Here is a 19,241-nt window from a genome sequence, read left to right on the forward strand (position 1 = left end):
CGTCCGTGGCATGGGTGGAAACAGGCGCGGGAGGGTACCGCGTCGCGCTCGACGGGGAGGGCAAGGTGGTCTGCCGCAACGCGGCGGGCCGCGAGTTGAAGTCCCTGCCGTCGAAGCTCGGTGACGATCCGGTGGTCGTCCAGCTCAGGCAGCTCACCGAGTGGCTGGCCGCGCACGAGCGGCGCTGCCAGGAGGACGTCGAGCGGTGGATGGTCCGCTCGCTGCCGGTGCCCGCCGCCGTGCTGACCGCGGTCTGGGCGGACGAGGCCTGGCAGGCCGTCCTGCGCGACCTGGTGGTCACCGGCCCGGACGGCGCCGTCGCCGGCTTCCTGCGCGGTGCGGACGCCGAGCGCGGGATCGGCCTGGTGGACCTGGACGGCGACACCGTCCGGCTCACCGACGGCGAGATCCTGATACCCCACCCCGTGCTGCTCCCGGACCTCGACGACCTGCGCGAGTTCGCCGTCGAGATCGGCGTCTCCCAGCGCGTGCCGCAGCTCTACCGGGAGGTCTGGCACCGGCCGGACGAACTGCCGGCCGGCACCGAGGTCGCCACCTACGCCGGCGGCCGCTACCGGGAGCTGCGCGAGCTGCTCGGGCGCTGCGCCCGGCTCGGCCACCGGGTGCGCGGCGGCTCCGCCGTCCAGCCCGTGGTGGAGGCGGGGCGCACCGTCGAGGCCCGCGTCTGGGTGGGCGACTACTACGAGTACGACGCCTGCGAGACGGGCGCGCTCAGCTGGGCGGGCCCGGACGGCCGGGTGCTGCCGCTCGCCGAGGTCGGCCCGATCGCCTGGTCCGAGGGCATGCGGATGGCCGCCGCACTGTACGCAGGCCGCACCATCGAAGGGGAGGACGCCGCATGACCGCCACCGGACTCGACCAGAGGGCCGTTCAGGACGCCGACCGGGCGGCCGCCCAGGGCACCGGGCCGCACGAGCGGCTGCTCGACGCGGGGGCCGTGCTCCCGCCCGGCACCCTGCCCGGCGCCGGCCGCCCCGACAGCGCCGCCGACGTGCTCACCGCCCGCGCCTACACCCACCCCGCGCTCGACGGGCGCCGGATCGTCCGGCTGGTCCCCGGCGCGCTCGGACCGGCCGAGGACCTCGCCGTCGACTTCCTCGGGCTGGTCCCCGACGGCGCGCCCGCCGAGGTCGGCCAGGTCCGCCAGGAGGCGCTCGGCTTCCCCGCCTGGGCGCTGGTCCACGACCCGGCCAACGGGCACCACGCGCTCGCCCTGGTCAAGGAGATGGAACGGCTCTCCCGCCAGGCCCGGTCCAAGCCCGGCACCGCCAAGGACGGGTTCGAGGAGCTGGCCGCCCGTCTCGGCCGCGCCGTGCCGCACTTCCTGCCCACCTTCTGCGAGGAGGTCGGCCGGATCTTCCTCGCCCACGGCAACCAGACCTACGCCGCCAGCTACTTCGGCAAGGCCCGCGAGGCCGAGCGCACCTACCGCCTGACGGTCGACGAGGAACGGCTGCGCGCCGTCTTCCTGGAGTTCGCCCTGGCCGGCGCGCTCACCGTCAAGTCCCTGCGCCAGTACGTCAAGGAGCTCGCCGGGCGGCTCGACGCGCTGACCGCCTGGCAGCGCTTCCGCCAGCTGTGCACCGAGCGCTCCGCCGCCGGCATGGCCCCCTACGCCGGGGTCGCCGAGGACGCCCGCGCGCTGATCAAGGCCGCCGGGCTGGACCGCGCCGAGCACGAACAGGCGCTGCTCGCCGAACTGCTGGCCGCCCCGGGCGTCAACCGGGCGCCCGGCGCGTTCTGGAAGTCCTGGCACGGCTCCCTGACCGAACTCGGCCGGCGCGACCCGGCGGTCCGGGCCCGCCTGCTGGAGCTGATGCCCGACCCGGCCGGCACCGACACCGCCCTGAACGACACCGCCTGGCTCGACCTGCTCGCCGAGACCGGAGCCGAACAGCTGCTCACCGGCCCGCGCACCGAGGGCGCCGAGCCTGCCGCCGCGTGGCTCCAGCGCTGGTGCCACCACCTCGGGCGCGGCTGGCGCTCCCGGCCCAGCTGCGCCGCCACCGTCGCCCTGGCCGGCCGGATGGCCGAGCGGCTGCGGGCCGACGGGGTCCCGGTGGACCTGTACACCGACGTCCGCCGCAGCCGGACGCAGCTCGACCTGCTGGACCAGCTGCTCGCCGACGGCGTGCCCGTCGCCGACCCGTCGGCCACCCACCGGTTCGACCTCAAGGACTGGGTCGACCAGTGCGGCGCCGACAGCACCGGCCTCGCGGCCGTCGCCGCCGACCCGCGCTTCCGGCCCGCCCTGCTCGCCGCCACCCCGCCCGCCTGGGACACCGCCGTCAAGCGGCAGGTGCCCGCCCTGCCGCTGCTGCGCCGCCTGTTCGAGGAGTGGGCCGAACTCCGGGCCGACGAGCTGACCGCCGCCCGCGGCCTGGCCGCCGCCGCCGACCTGGTGCAGTCGCTGAGCCCGTACCGCACCGCCGTGCGGGCCGTCGCCCCGGCCGCCGCCGAGCGGATCGCCGCCCTCGACGTCACCGGCCTGCTCGCCGGGGCGCTCGGCGCCGGCATCCTCGACGAACTCGGCTGGCCCGCCCTGGAAGAGGCCGTGGCCAAGCTCACCGACCCGGCCGACCCCGCCAAGCCCGCGGACCCCGCGGACCCTGCGGACACCGCGGACCCCGACTCCGCCGGACCGGACTCCGAGTCGCCCGCCGCCCCCGGCCTCAACGGCGGGCGCCTCACCGGCCTGATCGTCGAGGACGCCTGGCCGCACCTGATCCTCGCCCGCCACGACCAGGCCGTCGTGGTCGGCCCGCAGGGCGTCCTGCTGGAGCACACCCTGCGCCTGCCCCCGGCGAAGGAGCGCTGGAACCAGCCCCGGCTGCGCTTCGTCGACGGCGAACTCCTCGTCGCCTGGTACCAGGACGGAAAGCAGCACGCCTACTGGTCCAGCCGGCCCGACGAGGTCATCGAACTCACCGGCGAGTCCATCGCCGGCTACTACTACGGCGACCGGGATCCCGAGCCCCCCTCCCTCCCGCTGCCCGGCGGCGGCCGCACCACCGGCGAACGCCCGCTGCACCCCGGCGACACCCGGATGCCCGGCGAACACCGGGTCCTCAGCGACGGCACCGGCCACTGGACGCTGCGCTACGGCCAGGGCGGCGCCGTCCTGCGCGAACTCGACCCGCACACCGGCGCCCTCGGCCGCGCCGCCGAACCACCGGTGATCGCCGCCACCGCGGCCGCCGGCTGGCTGCCCGCCGCTCGCGCCCGACTGCTGCCGCTCCAGCCCGGACTGGAGCAGACGCCGCTCGGCACCGACGGCACCGTGCTCGGCAGCTGGGTCCGGATCGACCCCGGCCGCGCCGTCACCACCACGACCGCCGACGGACAGGCCATCGTCCTGCCGATCACCGACGGCCACCCGGACCACGTCCCGGTCGGCCGCCTCACCCTCCCCGGCCAGGCCCGACCGGTCGTCACCGAGGCGCAGCGCGGCGGCCTCGCCCTCACCCTGCCCGACCTGGCCACGGACACCGACCGCAGCATCGACCTGCGCCCCTGCCGCCCGGGGGACTTCGCCGCCGCCGGCACCGCGCTCGTCCCCCCGCTCGACCACTGGCACGCCCTGCGGCCCCGCGACGAGGCGGGCTCCCGCGTCCTGCGGGGCGTCGACACCGAGCAGGCCGCCCGCCTGATCGACGCCGCCTGGCCGACCGACAGCCGGCCCGCGCCCGAGGAGGAGCAGCGCTGGATCACCGCCCAGGGCGTCCGGCGCCCGCTCGCCCGCTCCGGCGGCGCCCGCCGCGCCCTGCCCGTTCAGGCGGTCGGCACCGTCCTGCCCGGCATCAGCCACCCGCTGCTGCTCGCCGGGGTCGCCGGGCTCGCCCGCACCGCCGCCGACCTGCTCGACCGGACCGCCCGGTTCGTCCCGCAGCCGGAGGCCGAGAAGCCGTCCAAGGCCGAGGCCGCCGAGTACCGGCCCGAGCACGGCCGTGACCACGAACTGCGCGAGGCCGTCACCACCCTCCTGCCCGACGTCGCCTGCTTCGGCCCCAACTGGGGCGACGGAGACCGGTGGCGGGTGCTCAACAACCTGCGCGCCGTCACCGCCGTCCTGGCCGACCCGCCGACCGCCACCGGCGAGGGCTGGAGCACCCCGGCCACCGTCACCCTGCAACACGGCGACACCCACCACGGCTGGCTCCACCTGCTCGGCCGTCTCGACACCCTCGCCTACGCGGTGGCCGCCCCGCTCACCGAACCGGCCCACCGCTCCAGCCTCGTGCTGCTCCTCGGAGAACTGACCGAGGGAGTGCTCGCGGACCGCGGCGCCGCCCTGCGCGAGATCGTCCTCGGCGAACCCGCCGACCGCACCGACCGCCGCCAGCCCGCCGTCCCCCGCGAGGGGCAGGTGCTGCGCCACGGCGACCGCACCGTCGTCATCCTCGGCCACCGCCGGCACCACGAGGGCACGGAGCAGTGGTACGCCGTCGACCACGACCCGAGCGGCGCGTTCGGCCCCGTCGCCCACTTCACCACCGTCAAGGAACGCGGCACCGAGGAGCGGGTCAGCGCCGCCTGGATCGCCAAGTTCTGGCGGGTGGCCGCGCTGAGGGGCAGCGTCCCCTGGCAGCCCGCCCGTGCCACCGCCTTCGGCGGGCTCACCGGGATCGGCGCCGCCCGCGCCGCCCTGCTGCTCAGCCCGCCGCCCGGGCTCTTCCAGTGGCACAGCGCCGTGCTGTCCGCCGACCGTCTCGCCGAGTACGGCCTCAAGTCCACCGAGGCCAGGGCCGCCCGGGACTGGCTGCGCGGCCGCGACCGGAGCGCCCTCGCCGACGTCTGGGGCGCTCTGCTGCCCGCCGACCCCAAGACCCTCTGGACGGAGGGCCCCGACGTCGACGCCGGCGCCGCCGCCTGGATCCGGCACTTCGGCCGGCTCGTCACCCTCCCCGAGGCCGCCCAGGCCACCGTCACGGGCGCGCGGATCGAACACATCGAGGCGGTGCTCAACCCCGCACAGACCCCCTGGCTGACCGGCACCACGGGCTTCCGGCTCAGCGACGACGGCGGCTCCACCCCTCAGCTGCTCGCCGAGGACCAGAGCGCCGCACCCGCCCCCGGCGACCTCGGCCGCGCCGTCGACGCCCTGCGCTGGCTCGCCTACCACCTGCCCGCCGACAGCCCGCTGCGCCCGTTGCTGCCCGCGCCCGCCGCCGCGCTGCGAAGCCGCCTCGCCGATCCGGAGCTGCTGCTCGACCTCCACCTCGTCCACACCACCAAGGGCGCCTCGATGTCGGCCGTCCTGCGCACCCACTTCGGCCTGCCGGCCGTGGGCGGAGCCGGCCCGACCGGGCTGGTCGACTGCGGCCCGGCCCTCGTCCTGACGCCGTACCACGACGAGTACGAGCGGGTCTGGCTGCGCCCGGCCGGGCTCACCGGCCCCGACGACCCGGTGCTCGAACTGCTCGGCGGGCTGGGCGCCGGCTACTGGCTGGACTCCGAGCGGGGCGCCATCGAGGCCGTCCTGCGCGGCGAAGTGGAGCGCCTGGCGGCCGCCGCGGGCCCCGCTGCCGTCAGCCCCGCCGTCAGTTCCGCCGCCGCGTCCGGTGACGCCGCGGCCTGGCTGCAGCATCCGCAGCTCACCGTCCCCGACCTGGTCGCCGAGGCGGCCCGGGCCCACGGCCTCGGCGAGGACGCCGCGGTGCTCTACCTCCAACTGCTGGCCCTGCCCGACCCCACCGACCGCAACGTCGCCCGCTGGACGGGCTGGAAGCCGGCCAGGCTCAAGCGTGCCCGCGCCGAACTCGCCGCCACCGACCTGGTGCTGGAGGCCAAGCGGGCCCGGGCCGGCCGCACCCTCTTCCTGCCCGGCGGCTGGCAGGAGGCCAAGTCCCCCGCCCTGCCCGCCGAGACGTGGAAGGCCGCGCTCTACGAACTGCCCACCCACCGCGTCTCGCTGCCCCACCTGCCCGTCCCGGAGCTGTTCGCCCGGGCCTGGCAGCGGACCCTCGACGGCGACGCCCCCGGCTACGAAGAGCTCCAGACCAGCAAGCGCAGGAAGGCCCGCCGATGAGCGCCACACCGCCGAACAGCACGCCGCTGAGTGCCGACACCGCCGCCGCGAGCCGGCAGATCATCCCGCCCGAGGAGAAGCACGCCGCCGAACTGGAGTTCCTGGCCGCGTACGACACCGGCCCGCGCCCGCCCGGCTGGCGGCTCACCCCGCGCGCCGTCGTCACCTTCGTCATGGGCAGCGACGGCGAGAAGCTCAAGGCCGGCCGCCGCGGCCTCGCCGTCGAGCAGAAGTTCGTCGGCGAGCGCGCCCTCGTCGAACGCTGCGTCGTCACCCTCGCCGGGGAGCGCGGCCTGCTGCTCGTCGGCGAGCCCGGCACCGCCAAGTCCATGCTCTCCGAACTGCTCGCCGCCGCCGTCTGCGGCACCAGCGCGCTCACCGTCCAGGGCACCGCCGGCACCACCGAGGACCAGCTCAAGTACGGCTGGAACTACGCCCTCCTGCTCGCCAAGGGGCCCAGCCGGGACGCTCTGGTGCCCTCCCCGGTGCTCACCGCGATGACCACCGGGGCGGTGGCCCGCGTCGAGGAGGTGACCCGCTGCCTGCCCGAGGTGCAGGACGCGCTGGTCTCCCTGCTCTCCGAACGGCGGGTCGCCGTGCCCGAGTTGGCCGGCACCCCGGACGGACAGCTGCACGCCGCCGCCGGCTTCACCCTGATCGCCACCGCCAACCTGAGGGACAAGGGCGTCAGCGAGATGTCCGCGGCGCTCAAGCGGCGGTTCAACTTCGAGACGGTCGGCCCGATCGCCAGCCTCGCCGCCGAGGTCGAACTCGTCCGCCGGCAGTCGACCGTCGCCGTCGCCCGGGCCGGAGCCGCCTACGCGGTGGACGACGCCGTCCTGGAGGCCCTCGTCACCGCCTTCCGTGACCTGCGCACCGGCCGCTCCACCGAAGGCTGGGACGTCGAGCGCCCGTCCACCGTGATGAGCACCGCGGAAGCCGTCTCGGTCGCCACCGCGCTCGGCGTCACCGCCGCCTACCTGCCCGACGGCGGAGACCTGCTCGGCCGCCTCCCCGGCCAGCTCATCGGCGTCGTGCGCAAGGACGACCCGGCCGACGCCGCCCGACTGCTCGGCTACTGGGACGGACCGGTCCGTCGGCGCGCCGAACAGGGCGCCGGCACCTGGCGCACCCTGTGGGACCTCCGTTCGGCCCTGGAGGCATGAGGCGATGACCAGCACGGTGACGCCCGCCCCGGCCGGCCCTGATCGCCAGGCCGGCCGCGACCACCAGGACGGCCCCGCCCGTCCGCTCGGCCCTGACCACCTGGACGGCCCGGACGGCTTGGACGGCCTGGGCGACCCGCGCCAGGCCGTCCGGGCCGCGGCCGACCACCTGGCGGACTCCGGCACAGGCCGGCCCGGGCCCTATCTGATCGGCGTGCGGCACCACGCGCCGTCGCTCAGCGCGGTCCTCCCCGCGCTGCTCGACGCCGCCGAACCCGAGGTGGTGCTGGTCGAACTCCCCGCCGAGTTCCAGCCCTGGCTCGGCTGGCTGGCGGACGAGGCCACCCAGGCCCCCGTCGCCCTCGCGGCCGCCCCGGCCGGCCGTGAGGGCGGCCGGGGCCCCGCCGCCGACTCCGGCCCCGGCGGGCTCGCCTTCTACCCGTTCGCCGACTTCTCCCCGGAGCTGGTCGCCCTGCGCTGGGCCCGGCGCAACGGCGTCGAGACACTCGCCTGCGACCTCCCGCTCGCCCACCGCACCACGCCCCACGAGGAACAACAGCCCGTCGCCGGTGCCCCAGGCGCCCCCGGCGTCGCCGACGCGCTGCGCCACCGCCTCACCGGGCGCGATTCCGACGACGACCTGTGGGACCGCCTCGTCGAGACCGCAGCCCCCGGCTCCACCCCCGACGCCGTCCGGCGCGCCGCCCTGCTGGTCGGCTGGGCACTGCGCCGCGACGCCGAGACCGGCCCCGGCGTCGACCCGTACGACCTGCGGCGCGAAGCCTGGATGCGGGCCCGGATCCGGGCCGCGGCGGCCGGCGGGCGTCGGGTCGCCGCCGTCGTCGGCGCCTTCCACGCGCCCGCCCTGCTGGACGGGCCCGCCGCCACCGAGGAACCGCCGCACCCGGACGACCTCGGGCACGCCCTCTCCCTGATCCCCTACACCTACCCGCTGCTCGACGCCCGCTCCGGCTATCCGGCGGGCATCCGCGATCCCGAGTGGCAGCACACCGTCCTCGACGCCGGCGGCGACCCCGACCGCCTCACCCGGGCCCTCACCACCACCGCCGTCCGGATCTGCGAAGCGCTGCGCAGCCAGGACCACCCCTCCGGCCCGGCCGACGCCCGCGAGATCGTCCGCCTCGCCGGAGACCTCGCCCGCCTGCGCGGCCACGCCGCCCCCGGCCGCGGCGAACTCGTCGAAGCCGTCCAGACCGTCCTCGCCCAAGGCGAACCCCTCGGCCGCGGCCGGGCCGTCGCCCGGGCCCTCGAACGCGTCCTGGTCGGCACCCGAACCGGCCGCGCCACCCCCGCGGCCCCGCGCAGCGGGCTCGCCCCCGCCGTCGAAACCCTCCTCGCCGACCTCGGCCTCCCCGGCCCCGCCGACCCCGAGCCCCGCGAACTCCGCCTCGACCCGCTGCGCACCCCCCTCGACCGCCGCCGCGAGATCCTCCTCCACCGCCTCACCACCTGCGGGGTCTCCTACGCCGACCCCGTCACCACCACCGGCGCGGGCGGCACCGAAACCATCGGCACGCGCTGGAACCTCCACTGGACCCCGGCCACCGCCGCGATGCTCACCGTCGCGGGCACCCGAGGCGTCACTCCCGCGCAGGCCGCCGAAGGCACCCTGCGCGAACGCCTCCGCCGAGAAGAGCAGGCCGACGGCCCCACCGCCCGCGAGGTCCTCCAAGGCCTCACCGACGCGGCCGCCTGCGGCCTCCCGGCCCTCGCCGACACCCGCCTCACCCAACTCGCCGCCGTCCTCCCGTCCTCCGGCACCCTCCCCGAACTCCTCGACGCCCTGGCCCTTCTCGACCGCCTCGCCGCCGGCCACCTCCCGGGGTATCCCTCACCCGACGCCCTCGACGGCTCCGACGGCTCCGAACTGCTGCCCGATGCGCCCGACGCGCCCGATGCGGGCGGGGCGTCGGTCGGGCCCGCGGGGCGGTTGGGGGCGGTGGGCGAGATGTTGACCGTGGCGGCCGTGCGCCAGCTGGAGGGGCTGGGCGGGTCGGACGATCCGGCCGATGCGCGGGCGCTGGTGGAGCTGGCGCGGCGGGCGGACCTGGACGGCGGGTTGCGGCTGGGGCACGTGCTGGCCGAACTCGCGGACCGGGGGAGCCCGTTGGTGCGAGGTGCGGCCGGTGCGGTGCGGGTACTGCTGGGCCGGGAGCGGGCGGAGGTGCTGGGCGGGCGGGCGGCTTCGTGGGTGGACGGGGCGACCGGTCCGGAGGCCCGGCACGCGCTCGGTCGGGGGCTGGTCGGCCTGCTGACGGCGGCGGAGGGGCTGTTCGCCGCCGCGCCGGAGGCGCTGGAGCCCGTGCTGGAGCGGGTCACCTCGCTGCCCGACGCCGCCTTCCTGGACCGGCTGCCGGCGTTGCGCGGCGGCTTCGACACGCTCAGCCCGGCCGCCCGGGACCGGTTGCTGGTCCTGGTCGAGGAACGCCTGGGTGCCCGGCTCGCGAGCCTGCCCGAGGACGTCCCACCGGCGGTGGTGGCCGGCTGGGTCCGCGCGGATCTGGCCGCCCGCGCGGCGCTGGCCCGGCGCGGACTGCTGCCGGCGCCCGGGGGCGATCCGGTGCCCGAGCCACCGCACCACGCCGGCCCTCTTCCTTCCGTGCCCGTCGCGACGCGGCACGCCCTCGCCCCGGCCGAGCGCTGGCGGCTGCTCCTCGGTCGCCCCGGCAGCGGTGGCCTGAGCGGGCGTTGCGCCCGACTCGCCACCGCCCTGGACGAGTTGTACGGCGGCGGGCGAGGCGAGGGCTCCGGCCCGGGCCTGGACGGGCGGTCCGGGCGGGGCGGCCGCGAGGCGCCCTTCCCGGGGGTGCGGGAGTGGGCGGAGGAACTGTCGGCGCTGTTCGGGCCGGGCGTCCGGGAGGAGGTGCTGGCGGCCGCCGTGGCGCAGGGCCGGACGGACGTCCTGGAGGCGATCGAGCCGGGGGCCGTCCGCCCGTCGGTCGACTTGCTGCGCGCGGTGCTGGAGCACGCGGGCGGCCTGCCGGAGGCGAGGGTGGCGCGACTGCGTCCGCTGGTGCGGCGTCTGGTGGACGAGCTGACGCGCGCGTTGGCGACCAGGCTGCGTCCGGCGCTGACCGGGATCAGCGTGCCGCGTCCGACGCGTCGGCCGGGTGGCGGACTGGACCTGGACCGGACCATTCGCGCCAATCTCGCCACGGCCCGCCCGTCGGGCGGCGGCGGCACCCTCATCGTGCCCGAGCGCCCGGTGTTCCGGACCAGGGCCCGGCAGTCGGCCGACTGGCGGCTGATCCTGGTCGTGGACGTCTCCGGGTCGATGGAGGCGTCGACGGTCTGGGCGGCGCTGACGGCGTCGATCCTGGCCGGGGTGCCTTCGCTGAGCACCCACTTCGTGGCGTTCTCCACCGAGATCGTCGACCTGACCGAGCGGGTCGAGGATCCGCTGAGTGTGCTGCTGGAGGTGCGGATCGGTGGCGGCACCAGCATCGCGGGCGGCCTGCGGTACGCGCGGAAGCTGGTGACGGTGCCGTCCCGGACGCTGGTCGTGGTGGTCAGCGACTTCGAGGAGGGCGGTCCGGTGGGCGGGCTGCTGGCCCAGACCCGGGCACTGGTGGATTCCGGAGTGCACCTGCTCGGTTGCGCGGCGCTGGACGACACGGGGACGGCCCGCTATTCGAAGGCGGTCGCGGGCCAGCTGGTCGCGGCCGGCATGCCCGTGGCGGCGTTGAGTCCGCTGGAACTGGCCCGCTGGGTGGGGGAGAAGGTGCGATGAGTGTGGCGGAGCGGACGAGCGGCTGGCCGACGGTCCGGCCTGAGGTGGTCGCGGAGGTGGTGGCCGGGTTGAGTGCCCGGTTGCAGAAGCGGCTGGACGGCGCGGCGGCGAAGCTCGCGGAGCGGCCGGTGACCCGTTGCGGTGACGAGTGGCGGGTGGAGGTGGACGAGGAGACGGCGCTCGTGCTGCACGCCCCGGGCGCGGTGGTCGCGGATGCGGACGATGTGCGCTGCGGCTGCCTGCTGGCCCCGGCCTGCGTGCACCGGGCCGCTGCGGTCACGCTCTGCCCGCTGGCCGAGCTGGCTGATCTGGCCGAGCAGGCCGAGGAGACCGAGGAGGCCACACCGGTCGAGGCCGCCCCAGCGTCCTCGGCGGAGGCGCAGTCCGAGGCCGGGCCCACCCCGGTGGAGCTGGCGGCGGCCCGCCACCTCCACCGGGCCGGGTGCGCGGTGCTGGCCGCCGGGGTGAGCGGAGCGGGGGCGGTCGCGCAGGCCGAGCTGCTGCGGGCGGCCCACCGGGCGCGGCTGGCGGGGTTGTACCGCCCGGCCGCGGCGGCGGTCGCGGTGGTGACGAGGGTGCGCGCGGCCCGGTCCGGGGCGCCGGACCACCGACTGGCGGACCTGGTGGCCGGTCTGCGTGAACTGCTGGACCTGACCACCGCTCTGAGCACCGGCTGCGGCCCGGTCGCCGAGCTGCGCGGCACCGCCCGCCAGGCGTACGGCGAGGAGGGCGGGTTGCGGCTGTACGGGCTGTTCACCGAGCCGGTGCTGACGGCCACGCATGCGGGAGTGGTGAGTTGGGCGGTGGACGCCGGGGGCCGGCTCAGCACGGTGGCCGAGGTGATGCCGCACGGTGACGCGGCCGCCGCGGCCCCGCAGGCGGTCGGGGCGGGCAACCGGACGGTCCGGCTGGGGGAGGCTCCGCTCAGCCACCGGGAGTTCAGCCGTGCCGGGCTGGCCGTCCAGGGCGCCACCCGGTCCGCCGCCGGGCGGCTGGGTGCGGGTGCTTCCGTCCGGGCGGTCCGGGCGGCGGGCGCGGCGTGGACGGTGGAGCCGGTGGCCGCGCTCTGGGCCGAACCGGTGGCCGCCCAGGTGGCGCGGGCGCTCGCGGCGGAGTCGCTGCCGTACGAGGGCCGCCCGGCCGGGAGCGACCTGCTGTTCCTGGACGTGACCCTGCTGGGCCCGGCTCCGGCCGGCCCGGGCGGGTCGCTGCGGCTGCTGGGACGCTGCGAGGGCGGTACCGACGGCGCCGACGGCGGCTTGGTGGTCGGTCTGTGCGCGGGGCACGAGCACCCGGGGCTGGCCTTCCGGGCGAACCTCGCACTGCTCGCCACCGCGCCCGGCTTGCGGCTGCGGGTGATCGGCCGTCTGGAGCGATCGGACCGCCCGGAGCTCCGTCTGCTCGCGGTCGGCACACCCCCGGAGTCCCCGACGGCCCCCGCGACCCCCGGCCTTCCCTCGCTCGCCGTCCCCGCGGACCGGGCCGACCGGGTCAATCTCGGCCTCGAACGCCTCCAGACCGCCGACCTCCGGACCGCCGACCAGCGGATTGCCGACCAGCCGACCACCGCCCCCGCCGATGCCGCCCCAGCCGATGCCGGGCCCGGCCTCCCGGTCGGTCTCCCGAACGAGGCCCCGTACGGTCCACCCGTCCACGTGCTCGGCCGCCGGGTCGAGCAGGCGGTCACCACCGGGCGCCACGCCCTGGCCCCGAGCGCGGCCACGGCGGCCGCGGACGGGAGCCTGCTGCGCGCCGCCGGGCTGGTGACGGCCGCCGAGCTCCTGGACGCCCTGCGGGCCGCCGCGGCCGACCGGCGCCGCGACGTGTTCGGCCGGGTGGTCCCGGACGACCACGACGCCTTCGCCGGGTCCTGGCTGGCAGCCGCCTGCTACACGGAGGAGCTGGCCGCCGCGCTCTGTGCCGCCGCCTGGGCCGGGGAGCCCGCTCTGTACCGGCATCGGGGGGAGGTATAAGGAAAACTATTTGCATAGACAGCTAATCCGCGTCGGCTGGCATACTTGTCGCAGGGAAGACGTCGTGAGACGTGCGGGGAAGTGGAAGGGAAGGCGAGCTATGGGTATCCGCGACGACGCGGCCGAGGTCCGGGCGGGTGGCTGGCGGACTCTCGCCGCGCTGCACGGGCTGATCGACGCGGCGCTGGAGAAGGCGCTGCAGGCGGAGCACCGGCTCTCGGTGGTCGAGTACACGGTGCTGGACGCCCTGTCGCGCCAGGACGGGTGGCACATGCGGATGCAGCAGCTGGCCCGCGCCGCCGCCCTGAGCAGCAGCGCGACGACCCGCCTGGTGACCAGGCTGGAGGATCGTGGGCTGCTCAGCCGCTACCTCTGCGCCGACGACCGGCGCGGGATCTACACCGAGCTGACGCCGGAGGGCCGCACCCTGCTGACGGCCGCCCGCCCGGTGCACGACGCCACCCTGGAGGCGACGCTGGCGCAGGCCGCCGAGGTGCCCGAGCTGGCACCGCTGGTCCACGCGCTCTCCGGACTCGACGGTCCGGCCGGGCTCACCGACCGCACCCCGGCCAACGCCTGAACCCCGGCCCCGACCTGACCCGGCCCTGACCTGACCCGGCCCTGACCTGCCCTCGACCCCGACACCAAGACCGGGTCCGGTCCCGGCCCCCGGCAAGCCGGCAAGTCACCAAGCCAGTACGGCCCGCACGGCCTGGACGCTCAACGCCCCCCGGCGGACAGGGCGTTGCGGTGCACCTGGTCGAGCAGGGCGAGCAGCAGCTCCTTGCTGGACGCCCGTTCCCGCACGTCGCAGAGCACGATCGGGACTTCGGGGCCGAGGTCGAGGGCGCGCCGGACGTCCTCGGGGCTGGCGTCGCGGCGGCCGTGGAAGCAGTTGACGCCGATCGCGAACGGGATGCCGCGCTGCTCGAAGAAGTCCACGGCGGCGAAGCTGGATTCGAGCCGCCGGGTGTCGGCGAGGACGATCGCCCCGAGGGCGCCGAGCGCGAGGTCGTCCCACATGAACCAGAACCGGAACTGGCCGGGTGTGCCGAACAGGTAGAGCACCAGGTCCTCGCGGACGGTGATCCGCCCGAAGTCCATCGCCACGGTGGTGGTGGACTTGCCCTGGACGCCGTCGAGGCTGTCGACCCCGATGCTGGCGCGGGTCATCCGCTCCTCGGTCTGCAGCGGTTCGATCTCGCTGACCGAGCCGACCATGGTGGTCTTGCCGACGCCGAAGCCGCCGGCGACGAGGATCTTGACCGCGCCCGGCACCAGGCTCTGGGTCGTCAATTCGGGTCTCCTGGAGTGGGGCTGAGAGGTGCGGGGCGGTCGGGTCCGCGGGGTCAGAGCCGGCGGACGCCCTCGATCACGGCCTGGATCAGCGAGATGTCCGGCGCCTCGGCGAGCTGGACCGGGGCGCGGGTGAGGATCAGCCGGGCCTCGGCGAGGTCGTCGAGCAGCACCTTGACGACGCTGACCGGCAGGTCGAGGGTGGCCGCGATCTCGGCCACGGCCAGCGGGCGTTCGCGGCACAGGTCGAGGATCGCGGCCGGTTCGGGCGTGAGCCGGCTGGTGTCGGTGCGCGGGTCGGAGGTGACGACCAGGGTGATCAGCGCGAATCCGTCACGGACCGGGCCGGTGCGCCCGTTGGTGATCGCGTAGGGGCGGACCAGATGGCCTGCGTCCTTGTCGTAGAACCAGGCCTCGTCGGCGTCGGCGGTCACGCACCGCCGCCCGCGCCGGCCTGGCCTGCGTCGCTGCGCGGTGCCGCGGTGAGGTACTGGCCGACCTGCTTGACCAGCATGTTGATCTCGTAGGCCATCAGCCCGGCGTCCACCTGCTCGCTGGTGAGGACGGCGAGCCGGGCGCCCTGCCCGGCGGTGGTGACGAACAGGAACAGCTGGTCCATCTCGACCACGGTCTGCCGGACCCGGCCGCCGTTGAAGCGGTGGCCGGCGCCGCGGGCGAGGCTCTGCAGGCCGGAGGCGACGGCGGAGAGGTGTTCGGCGTCGGCCCGGTCGAGCCCCTGGGACATGCCGACCAGCAGGCCGTCCTCGGAGAGGACGATGGCGTGCCGGGTCTCGGGTACCCGCGCCACCAGCTGGTCCAGCAGCCAGTTGAGGTCGCGCTGGGTGTCGGTGTGCTGCGTCATCACTGCTGTTCCTTGGCTTCCTGAACGGCGGAGGCTTCCCGGGCGGCGGCAGGTGCGGCCGGGAAGTGGGGCGCGGCGGGCGCCTGGGGGGCGGTGGGGGTGGTCGGCGCGCCGGGGTCGGCCGCGCGGGCGGTCCGGGTGCCGCGCTGGATGGCGGCCATGGTGGTGCGGGAGCGCTGCGGCGACGGGTCGTCGGCCCTGGCGGCCCAGGTTTCTCCGGTGGCCCCGGTCTGTCCGGCGGCCCCGGCGGCTCCGTGCCACGGCCCGGCCTGGGGCGGCGGGCCGACCACGGGGGGCGGCATGGCGCCGGGAGCGTGGGCCTCGCGGAGCTGCTCGGCGAGGCTGGCGTTGCGGACCCGCTGGGGCAGGACCCGCGGGGTGCGCAGTTCGCCGTCCGGGCCACGGTCCGAGTGCCCCTCCGGGGAGCGTTCGTGGGCGGGCGCGGAGGGCTCGGCGGTGGCGCCGTCGACGGGCCCGGCCGTGGTCCCGGCCGGCACGTCCGCAGCACGGCCGTCGGACGACGGCTCACCGGGCGAACCGTCGGACGGGACTTCGTACGGGCGCGGGAAGGCGGGCCGGGGGACGACCACGGCCCCGGGCAGGCCGGGTATCTCGGCACCGACCGGCAGACCGCCGTTGGCCGGGCCGGGGGCGGCTCCTCCGACGGGGCCGCCGTCCAGGGGGTACTGGGCGAGTAGTTCGCCGATGATCACACCGCTACCACCCGCACCGGGAACACCACCCGAACCGGGAGCACCAGGCACGCCGGGAACACCGGGCACGCCGGGCACACCAGGCACCGCCGGGCCACCGGCCACACCGCCAGCCCTGGGCCCGCCGGGCGCACCCGGCTCGGCCCCGGGCGCCGGAGTGCCCGGCCCGGTGCCGATCAGCCCGCCGAGCACTCCGCCGAGCGCGCCGGTCAGCCCCCCGTCCGGACCGCCGGTGCCGTTACCGCCCGCCGCCCGCAGGGGCTCGGGGACAGGGGTCCGGGTGACCCGCGCGCCGGACGGCAGCCCGGCCATGGCGGCCGGCTGGTCGGCCTGCTCCAGCAGCACCGACGGCACCAGCACCACGGCCCGGGTGCCGCCGTAGGGCGAGGGCCGCAGGGTGACCTGGATGTCGTGCCGGGCGGCCAGCCGCGCGACGACGAACAGGCCGAGGCGCAGGTCGTCGCCGAGGGCGGAGACGTCCAGCTCGGGCGGGTTGGCCAGGTAGTCGTTGAGCCGTTCGTACTCGTCCTCGCCCATGCCGAGGCCGCGGTCCTCGACCTCGACCGCCAGGCCCTTGGGGACTTCCTGCGCGGAGACCTGCACCTGGGTGTACGGGGGGGAGAAGGTGGTGCCGTTCTCGATGAGTTCGGCGATCAGGTGGATGACGTCGGCGACGGCCTGTCCGCTGAGTGAGGCGCGCGGCACGCCCTGGACGACGACGCGGGCGTAGTTCTCGGTCTCGGAGACGGCGCTGCGCAGCACGTTGACCATGGGCACGGCGTTGCGCCAGCGCCGGGCGGGCAGGGCGCCGCCGAGGATGACGAGGTTCTCGGCGTTGCGCCGCATCCGGGTGGCGAGGTGGTCGACCGCGAACAGTTCGCGCAGCAGCTCGGGTTCCTCGTGCTCGCGCTCCAGGGCGTCGAGCATGCTGATCTGTCGGTGGATCAGGATCTGGGTGCGGCGGGCGATGTTGAGGAAGACCTTCTTCGTCCCCTCGCGGCCCTGGGCCTGGTGGATGATGGCGGCGACGGCTGCCTGGCGGACGGCGGCGAGGCCGTCGGAGGTCTGCTGGACCTCGTCGCCGGTCCGGCGGGACGGCGACCAGGCGGGCGGTGTGGGCACGGGCTCCCCGGCGCGCAGCCGCCCGACGACCTCGGGGATCTCGTCCCGGGCGAGCGCGAGGGTGTCGGCGCGCAGTGCGCCGAGGCGGGCGGACAGGGTTCGCGCGGTCCGGATGCCGTGGACCAGGCTGATCAGCAGGACCAGGGCGACGACGGCGCTTCCGGCGATCACGGCGGTGCGGTGTTCGGCACCGCGCAGCAGGTAGGCGGCGTAGGCCCAGGCGGCGGCGAGGCCCAGGCCGGGGACCAGGACGAGGGCGAGGAGCGAGCTGCGGAGCGAGCCGGACCGGCCGGCGCGGTGGGCCGTGCGGGGAGCCGATATGCCTGGCATCTGATTCCTTGTTGCAGGGCCGAGTCGCTGGGCCGAACGGCGGGCCGACCTGTACGCGGTCCGTCCGGGGCTTCAGGGCGCCACGGCCGGGGTGGCCGGACGGGGTGACGCGGTGTCATCGCCCGGGCGGGGGTGCAGCACGGCCGCCGACGGCAGGAACGGTATCAGTCCCAAGTGCCCTCATCGCAACATCAACTGACGATATGTGGACGGGTTATAACAATGACGGAGGCGTCCGAAAGGAGTGTCCGCCGGCGGAAAGTCGCAGCTCACGTCGGTCGCGCGCGGCGCGTGGACGGTGCGCGGACGGCTCTCCGGGGGTCGGGAGAACCTCCCGGAGAGTCGTCAGGAACAGGTCAATTCACCGCCGCGCCGAACGTTCGCCCTCGTCCGACAGCCCGACAGTCCGGCAGCCCGGTCCGCCGGTGCGTGGGTCCGACGGTGAGTAGGTCCGCTGGTCCGCCGGTGGGCAGCTCCCACCGGTGCGTCGGCGCGCGGTGCCGGTTCAGCCCGCCAGCGGTATCGGTACCACCTGCCCGCCGCCGAAGGCCTGCAGCTCCACCGCGGCCTCCCGCTGGGACAGTTCGGTCCACGCCCAGCTCGCCAGGTCGGACAGCTCCGCCGACCACTGCTTGCCGTAGGTGCCGCAGGCGACCTGGCCGAGCCGCAGCCGCTGGACGTCCGAGGTCCCGGCCGGCGGGTAGACGTGGGTGGCGTCGCGCAGGTAGCGCTCGATGCTGAACTCGGTCTGCAGGCCCCGGGCGGCGTGGATCTCCATGGCGTTGCGCGCGGAGTCCAGCGCGTACTCGGTGTTGATGAGCTTGGCGTTCATCAGCTCGGCGTCGCAGGCCCTGCCGTGGTCGAGGAGGTGCGAGGCGTGGTAGGCGGCCAGCTTGGCGGTCATCAGCCTGGACTGCATCTCGCCGAGCTTCAGCGCGATGTTGGGCAGGCGGTTGATCGGTTTGCCGTAGAGCACCCGTCCCTCGGCGAAGCGCGCGGTGTCCTCGACGATCGCGGTGTGGATCCCGAGTGCGACGGCGGCGAGGTTGAGCCGGCCGTAGAGGGTGGAGGAGGAGTAGGCGACGTCCAGGCCCTGGCCCTCCAGGCCCAGCCGGTTGCCGACGGGGATGCGGCAGTCCTCGAAGACGATCTCGCCGAAGCTGAAGCCGTGCAGGCCGCTCTGCGAACCGAGTTCGCCGACGCGGAAGCCGGGGCGCTCGCTCTCGACCAGGAACGCGGACAGGCCCCTGCTGCCCTCGCCGGTGCGGAGGACCACGCCGTGCACGTCGCCGATGTGGGAGTTGCCGACGAACCACTTGCGGCCGTTGAGCACGTACTGGTCGCCCTCGCGGCGGGCGGTGCCGGACATGCCGAGCACGTGGCCGCCGCACTCCGGCTCCGTGACGGCGATGGTCGGCAGCGACTCGCCGGAGGCGAACCTCGGCAGCCACTTGCGCCGCTGGACGTCCGAGCCGAAGTGGATGACCTTGGCGACGCCGAGCTGTGAGGCCTGTGCCACCGCGCCCATGGCGCCGCTGACGCGGGCGAGTTCCTCCACGATGACGGTCTTGGCGAGGTGCCCCAGCCCCAGTCCGCCGAATTCGCGCGGAATGGTCACCCCGATCCAGCCCCGCCGGGCGATCTCCCGCGACAGTTCGAACTCGACGGTCCGTTCGGCCTCCATTCGGGCCACGTGCGGGCGTACCTCCTTCTCCGCGAACTCCCGGACCTCCGCTCGGAGACTCTCGTGGCGCTCGTCGGTGAAGTAGTCCATCGCCATGCTGGGGTCCTCTCGTGTCAGTGGATGTGCCGTGCCTCCGTCCGTGCTGTCGAAGTCGCTCCAGCCGCTCCCCGGAGATGAGTGGGGGTTCGAGGTGGTGGCGGCCGACTGCCCCGTCGCAATCGGTGCATGCGGAACTCGGGGCGGCTTCCCAGGGGTTGGGAATGCCGCCCGTGTCTTCGGCAGGGCTCATTGTCGT

11 protein-coding genes are annotated in these 19,241 nt (G+C 75.9%); 6 read left to right on the plus strand and 5 right to left on the minus strand.

Going from position 1 to position 19,241, the window contains the following annotated elements:
- Positions 1-5: 5 nt before the first annotated feature.
- From ACFVTF_RS15685 to ACFVTF_RS15710, 6 genes are all read left to right on the plus strand, one after another.
- Positions 6-863 carry a DUF4132 domain-containing protein gene (locus ACFVTF_RS15685; RefSeq protein WP_387813913.1) on the plus strand — a complete coding sequence of 286 codons (858 nt, stop codon included), beginning with the start codon at positions 6-8 and terminating at the stop codon, positions 861-863.
- A complete protein-coding gene (locus tag ACFVTF_RS15690) occupies positions 860-6,049 on the plus strand; it encodes a hypothetical protein (protein ID WP_387813915.1) in 5,190 nt (1,729 codons plus the stop codon). The genes ACFVTF_RS15685 and ACFVTF_RS15690 overlap by 4 nt, the downstream gene beginning before the upstream one ends.
- Positions 6,046-7,215 carry an AAA family ATPase gene (locus ACFVTF_RS15695; protein WP_387813917.1) on the plus strand — a complete coding sequence of 390 codons (1,170 nt, stop codon included), beginning with the start codon at positions 6,046-6,048 and terminating at the stop codon, positions 7,213-7,215. Before ACFVTF_RS15690 ends, ACFVTF_RS15695 begins: the two co-directional genes overlap by 4 nt.
- Positions 7,216-7,219: 4 nt before the next feature.
- The gene (locus tag ACFVTF_RS15700) at positions 7,220-10,966 is read left to right on the plus strand and encodes a DUF5682 family protein (protein WP_387813919.1); all 3,747 of its coding nucleotides are present in this window, start codon (positions 7,220-7,222) and stop codon (positions 10,964-10,966) included.
- A complete protein-coding gene (locus tag ACFVTF_RS15705; protein WP_387813921.1) occupies positions 10,963-12,939 on the plus strand; it encodes a hypothetical protein in 1,977 nt (658 codons plus the stop codon). Before ACFVTF_RS15700 ends, ACFVTF_RS15705 begins: the two co-directional genes overlap by 4 nt.
- A 100-nt stretch (positions 12,940-13,039) precedes the next feature.
- Complete coding sequence (locus ACFVTF_RS15710) at positions 13,040-13,519, plus strand: MarR family winged helix-turn-helix transcriptional regulator (protein WP_387813922.1); 480 nt, start codon at positions 13,040-13,042, stop codon at positions 13,517-13,519.
- 140 nt (positions 13,520-13,659) lie between these two features.
- On the opposite strand, the gene ACFVTF_RS15715 is transcribed toward ACFVTF_RS15710, so the two are convergent.
- From ACFVTF_RS15715 to ACFVTF_RS15735, 5 genes are all read right to left on the minus strand, one after another.
- The gene (locus tag ACFVTF_RS15715; RefSeq protein WP_371520233.1) at positions 13,660-14,235 is read right to left on the minus strand and encodes an ATP/GTP-binding protein; all 576 of its coding nucleotides are present in this window, start codon (positions 14,233-14,235) and stop codon (positions 13,660-13,662) included.
- Positions 14,236-14,288: 53 nt separating this feature from the next.
- The gene (locus ACFVTF_RS15720) at positions 14,289-14,669 is read right to left on the minus strand and encodes a DUF742 domain-containing protein (protein WP_363579557.1); all 381 of its coding nucleotides are present in this window, start codon (positions 14,667-14,669) and stop codon (positions 14,289-14,291) included.
- Entirely contained in the window at positions 14,666-15,097 is a 432-nt protein-coding gene (locus ACFVTF_RS15725) for a roadblock/LC7 domain-containing protein (protein ID WP_360205186.1), read from the minus strand. Before ACFVTF_RS15725 ends, ACFVTF_RS15720 begins: the two co-directional genes overlap by 4 nt.
- A complete protein-coding gene (locus tag ACFVTF_RS15730) occupies positions 15,097-17,262 on the minus strand; it encodes an ATP-binding protein (protein WP_387813925.1) in 2,166 nt (721 codons plus the stop codon). The genes ACFVTF_RS15725 and ACFVTF_RS15730 overlap by 1 nt, the downstream gene beginning before the upstream one ends.
- A gap of 505 nt (positions 17,263-17,767) precedes the next feature.
- On the minus strand, positions 17,768-19,042 hold the full coding sequence (locus tag ACFVTF_RS15735; RefSeq protein ID WP_387813927.1) for an acyl-CoA dehydrogenase family protein: 1,275 nt from the start codon (positions 19,040-19,042) through the stop codon (positions 17,768-17,770).
- Between the last annotated feature and the right edge of the window lie 199 nt (positions 19,043-19,241).

This window comes from Kitasatospora sp. NPDC057940 (assembly GCF_042887425.1).
In the GTDB taxonomy this organism is placed as follows: Bacteria; Actinomycetota; Actinomycetes; order Streptomycetales; family Streptomycetaceae; genus Kitasatospora.

What these genes read in the sequence shown, in the direction of transcription:
- ACFVTF_RS15725 (WP_360205186.1), bottom strand. Translation starts at nt 15,097, where the DNA reads ATGACGCAGCACACCGACACCCAGCGCGACCTCAACTGGCTGCTGGAC.
- ACFVTF_RS15700 (WP_387813919.1), top strand. Translation starts at nt 7,220, where the DNA reads ATGACCAGCACGGTGACGCCCGCCCCGGCCGGCCCTGATCGCCAGGCC.
- ACFVTF_RS15710 (WP_387813922.1), top strand. Translation starts at nt 13,040, where the DNA reads ATGGGTATCCGCGACGACGCGGCCGAGGTCCGGGCGGGTGGCTGGCGG.
- ACFVTF_RS15730 (WP_387813925.1), bottom strand. Translation starts at nt 17,262, where the DNA reads ATGCCAGGCATATCGGCTCCCCGCACGGCCCACCGCGCCGGCCGGTCC.
- ACFVTF_RS15705 (WP_387813921.1), top strand. Translation starts at nt 10,963, where the DNA reads ATGAGTGTGGCGGAGCGGACGAGCGGCTGGCCGACGGTCCGGCCTGAG.
- ACFVTF_RS15695 (WP_387813917.1), top strand. Translation starts at nt 6,046, where the DNA reads ATGAGCGCCACACCGCCGAACAGCACGCCGCTGAGTGCCGACACCGCC.
- ACFVTF_RS15690 (WP_387813915.1), top strand. Translation starts at nt 860, where the DNA reads ATGACCGCCACCGGACTCGACCAGAGGGCCGTTCAGGACGCCGACCGG.
- ACFVTF_RS15735 (WP_387813927.1), bottom strand. Translation starts at nt 19,042, where the DNA reads ATGGCGATGGACTACTTCACCGACGAGCGCCACGAGAGTCTCCGAGCG.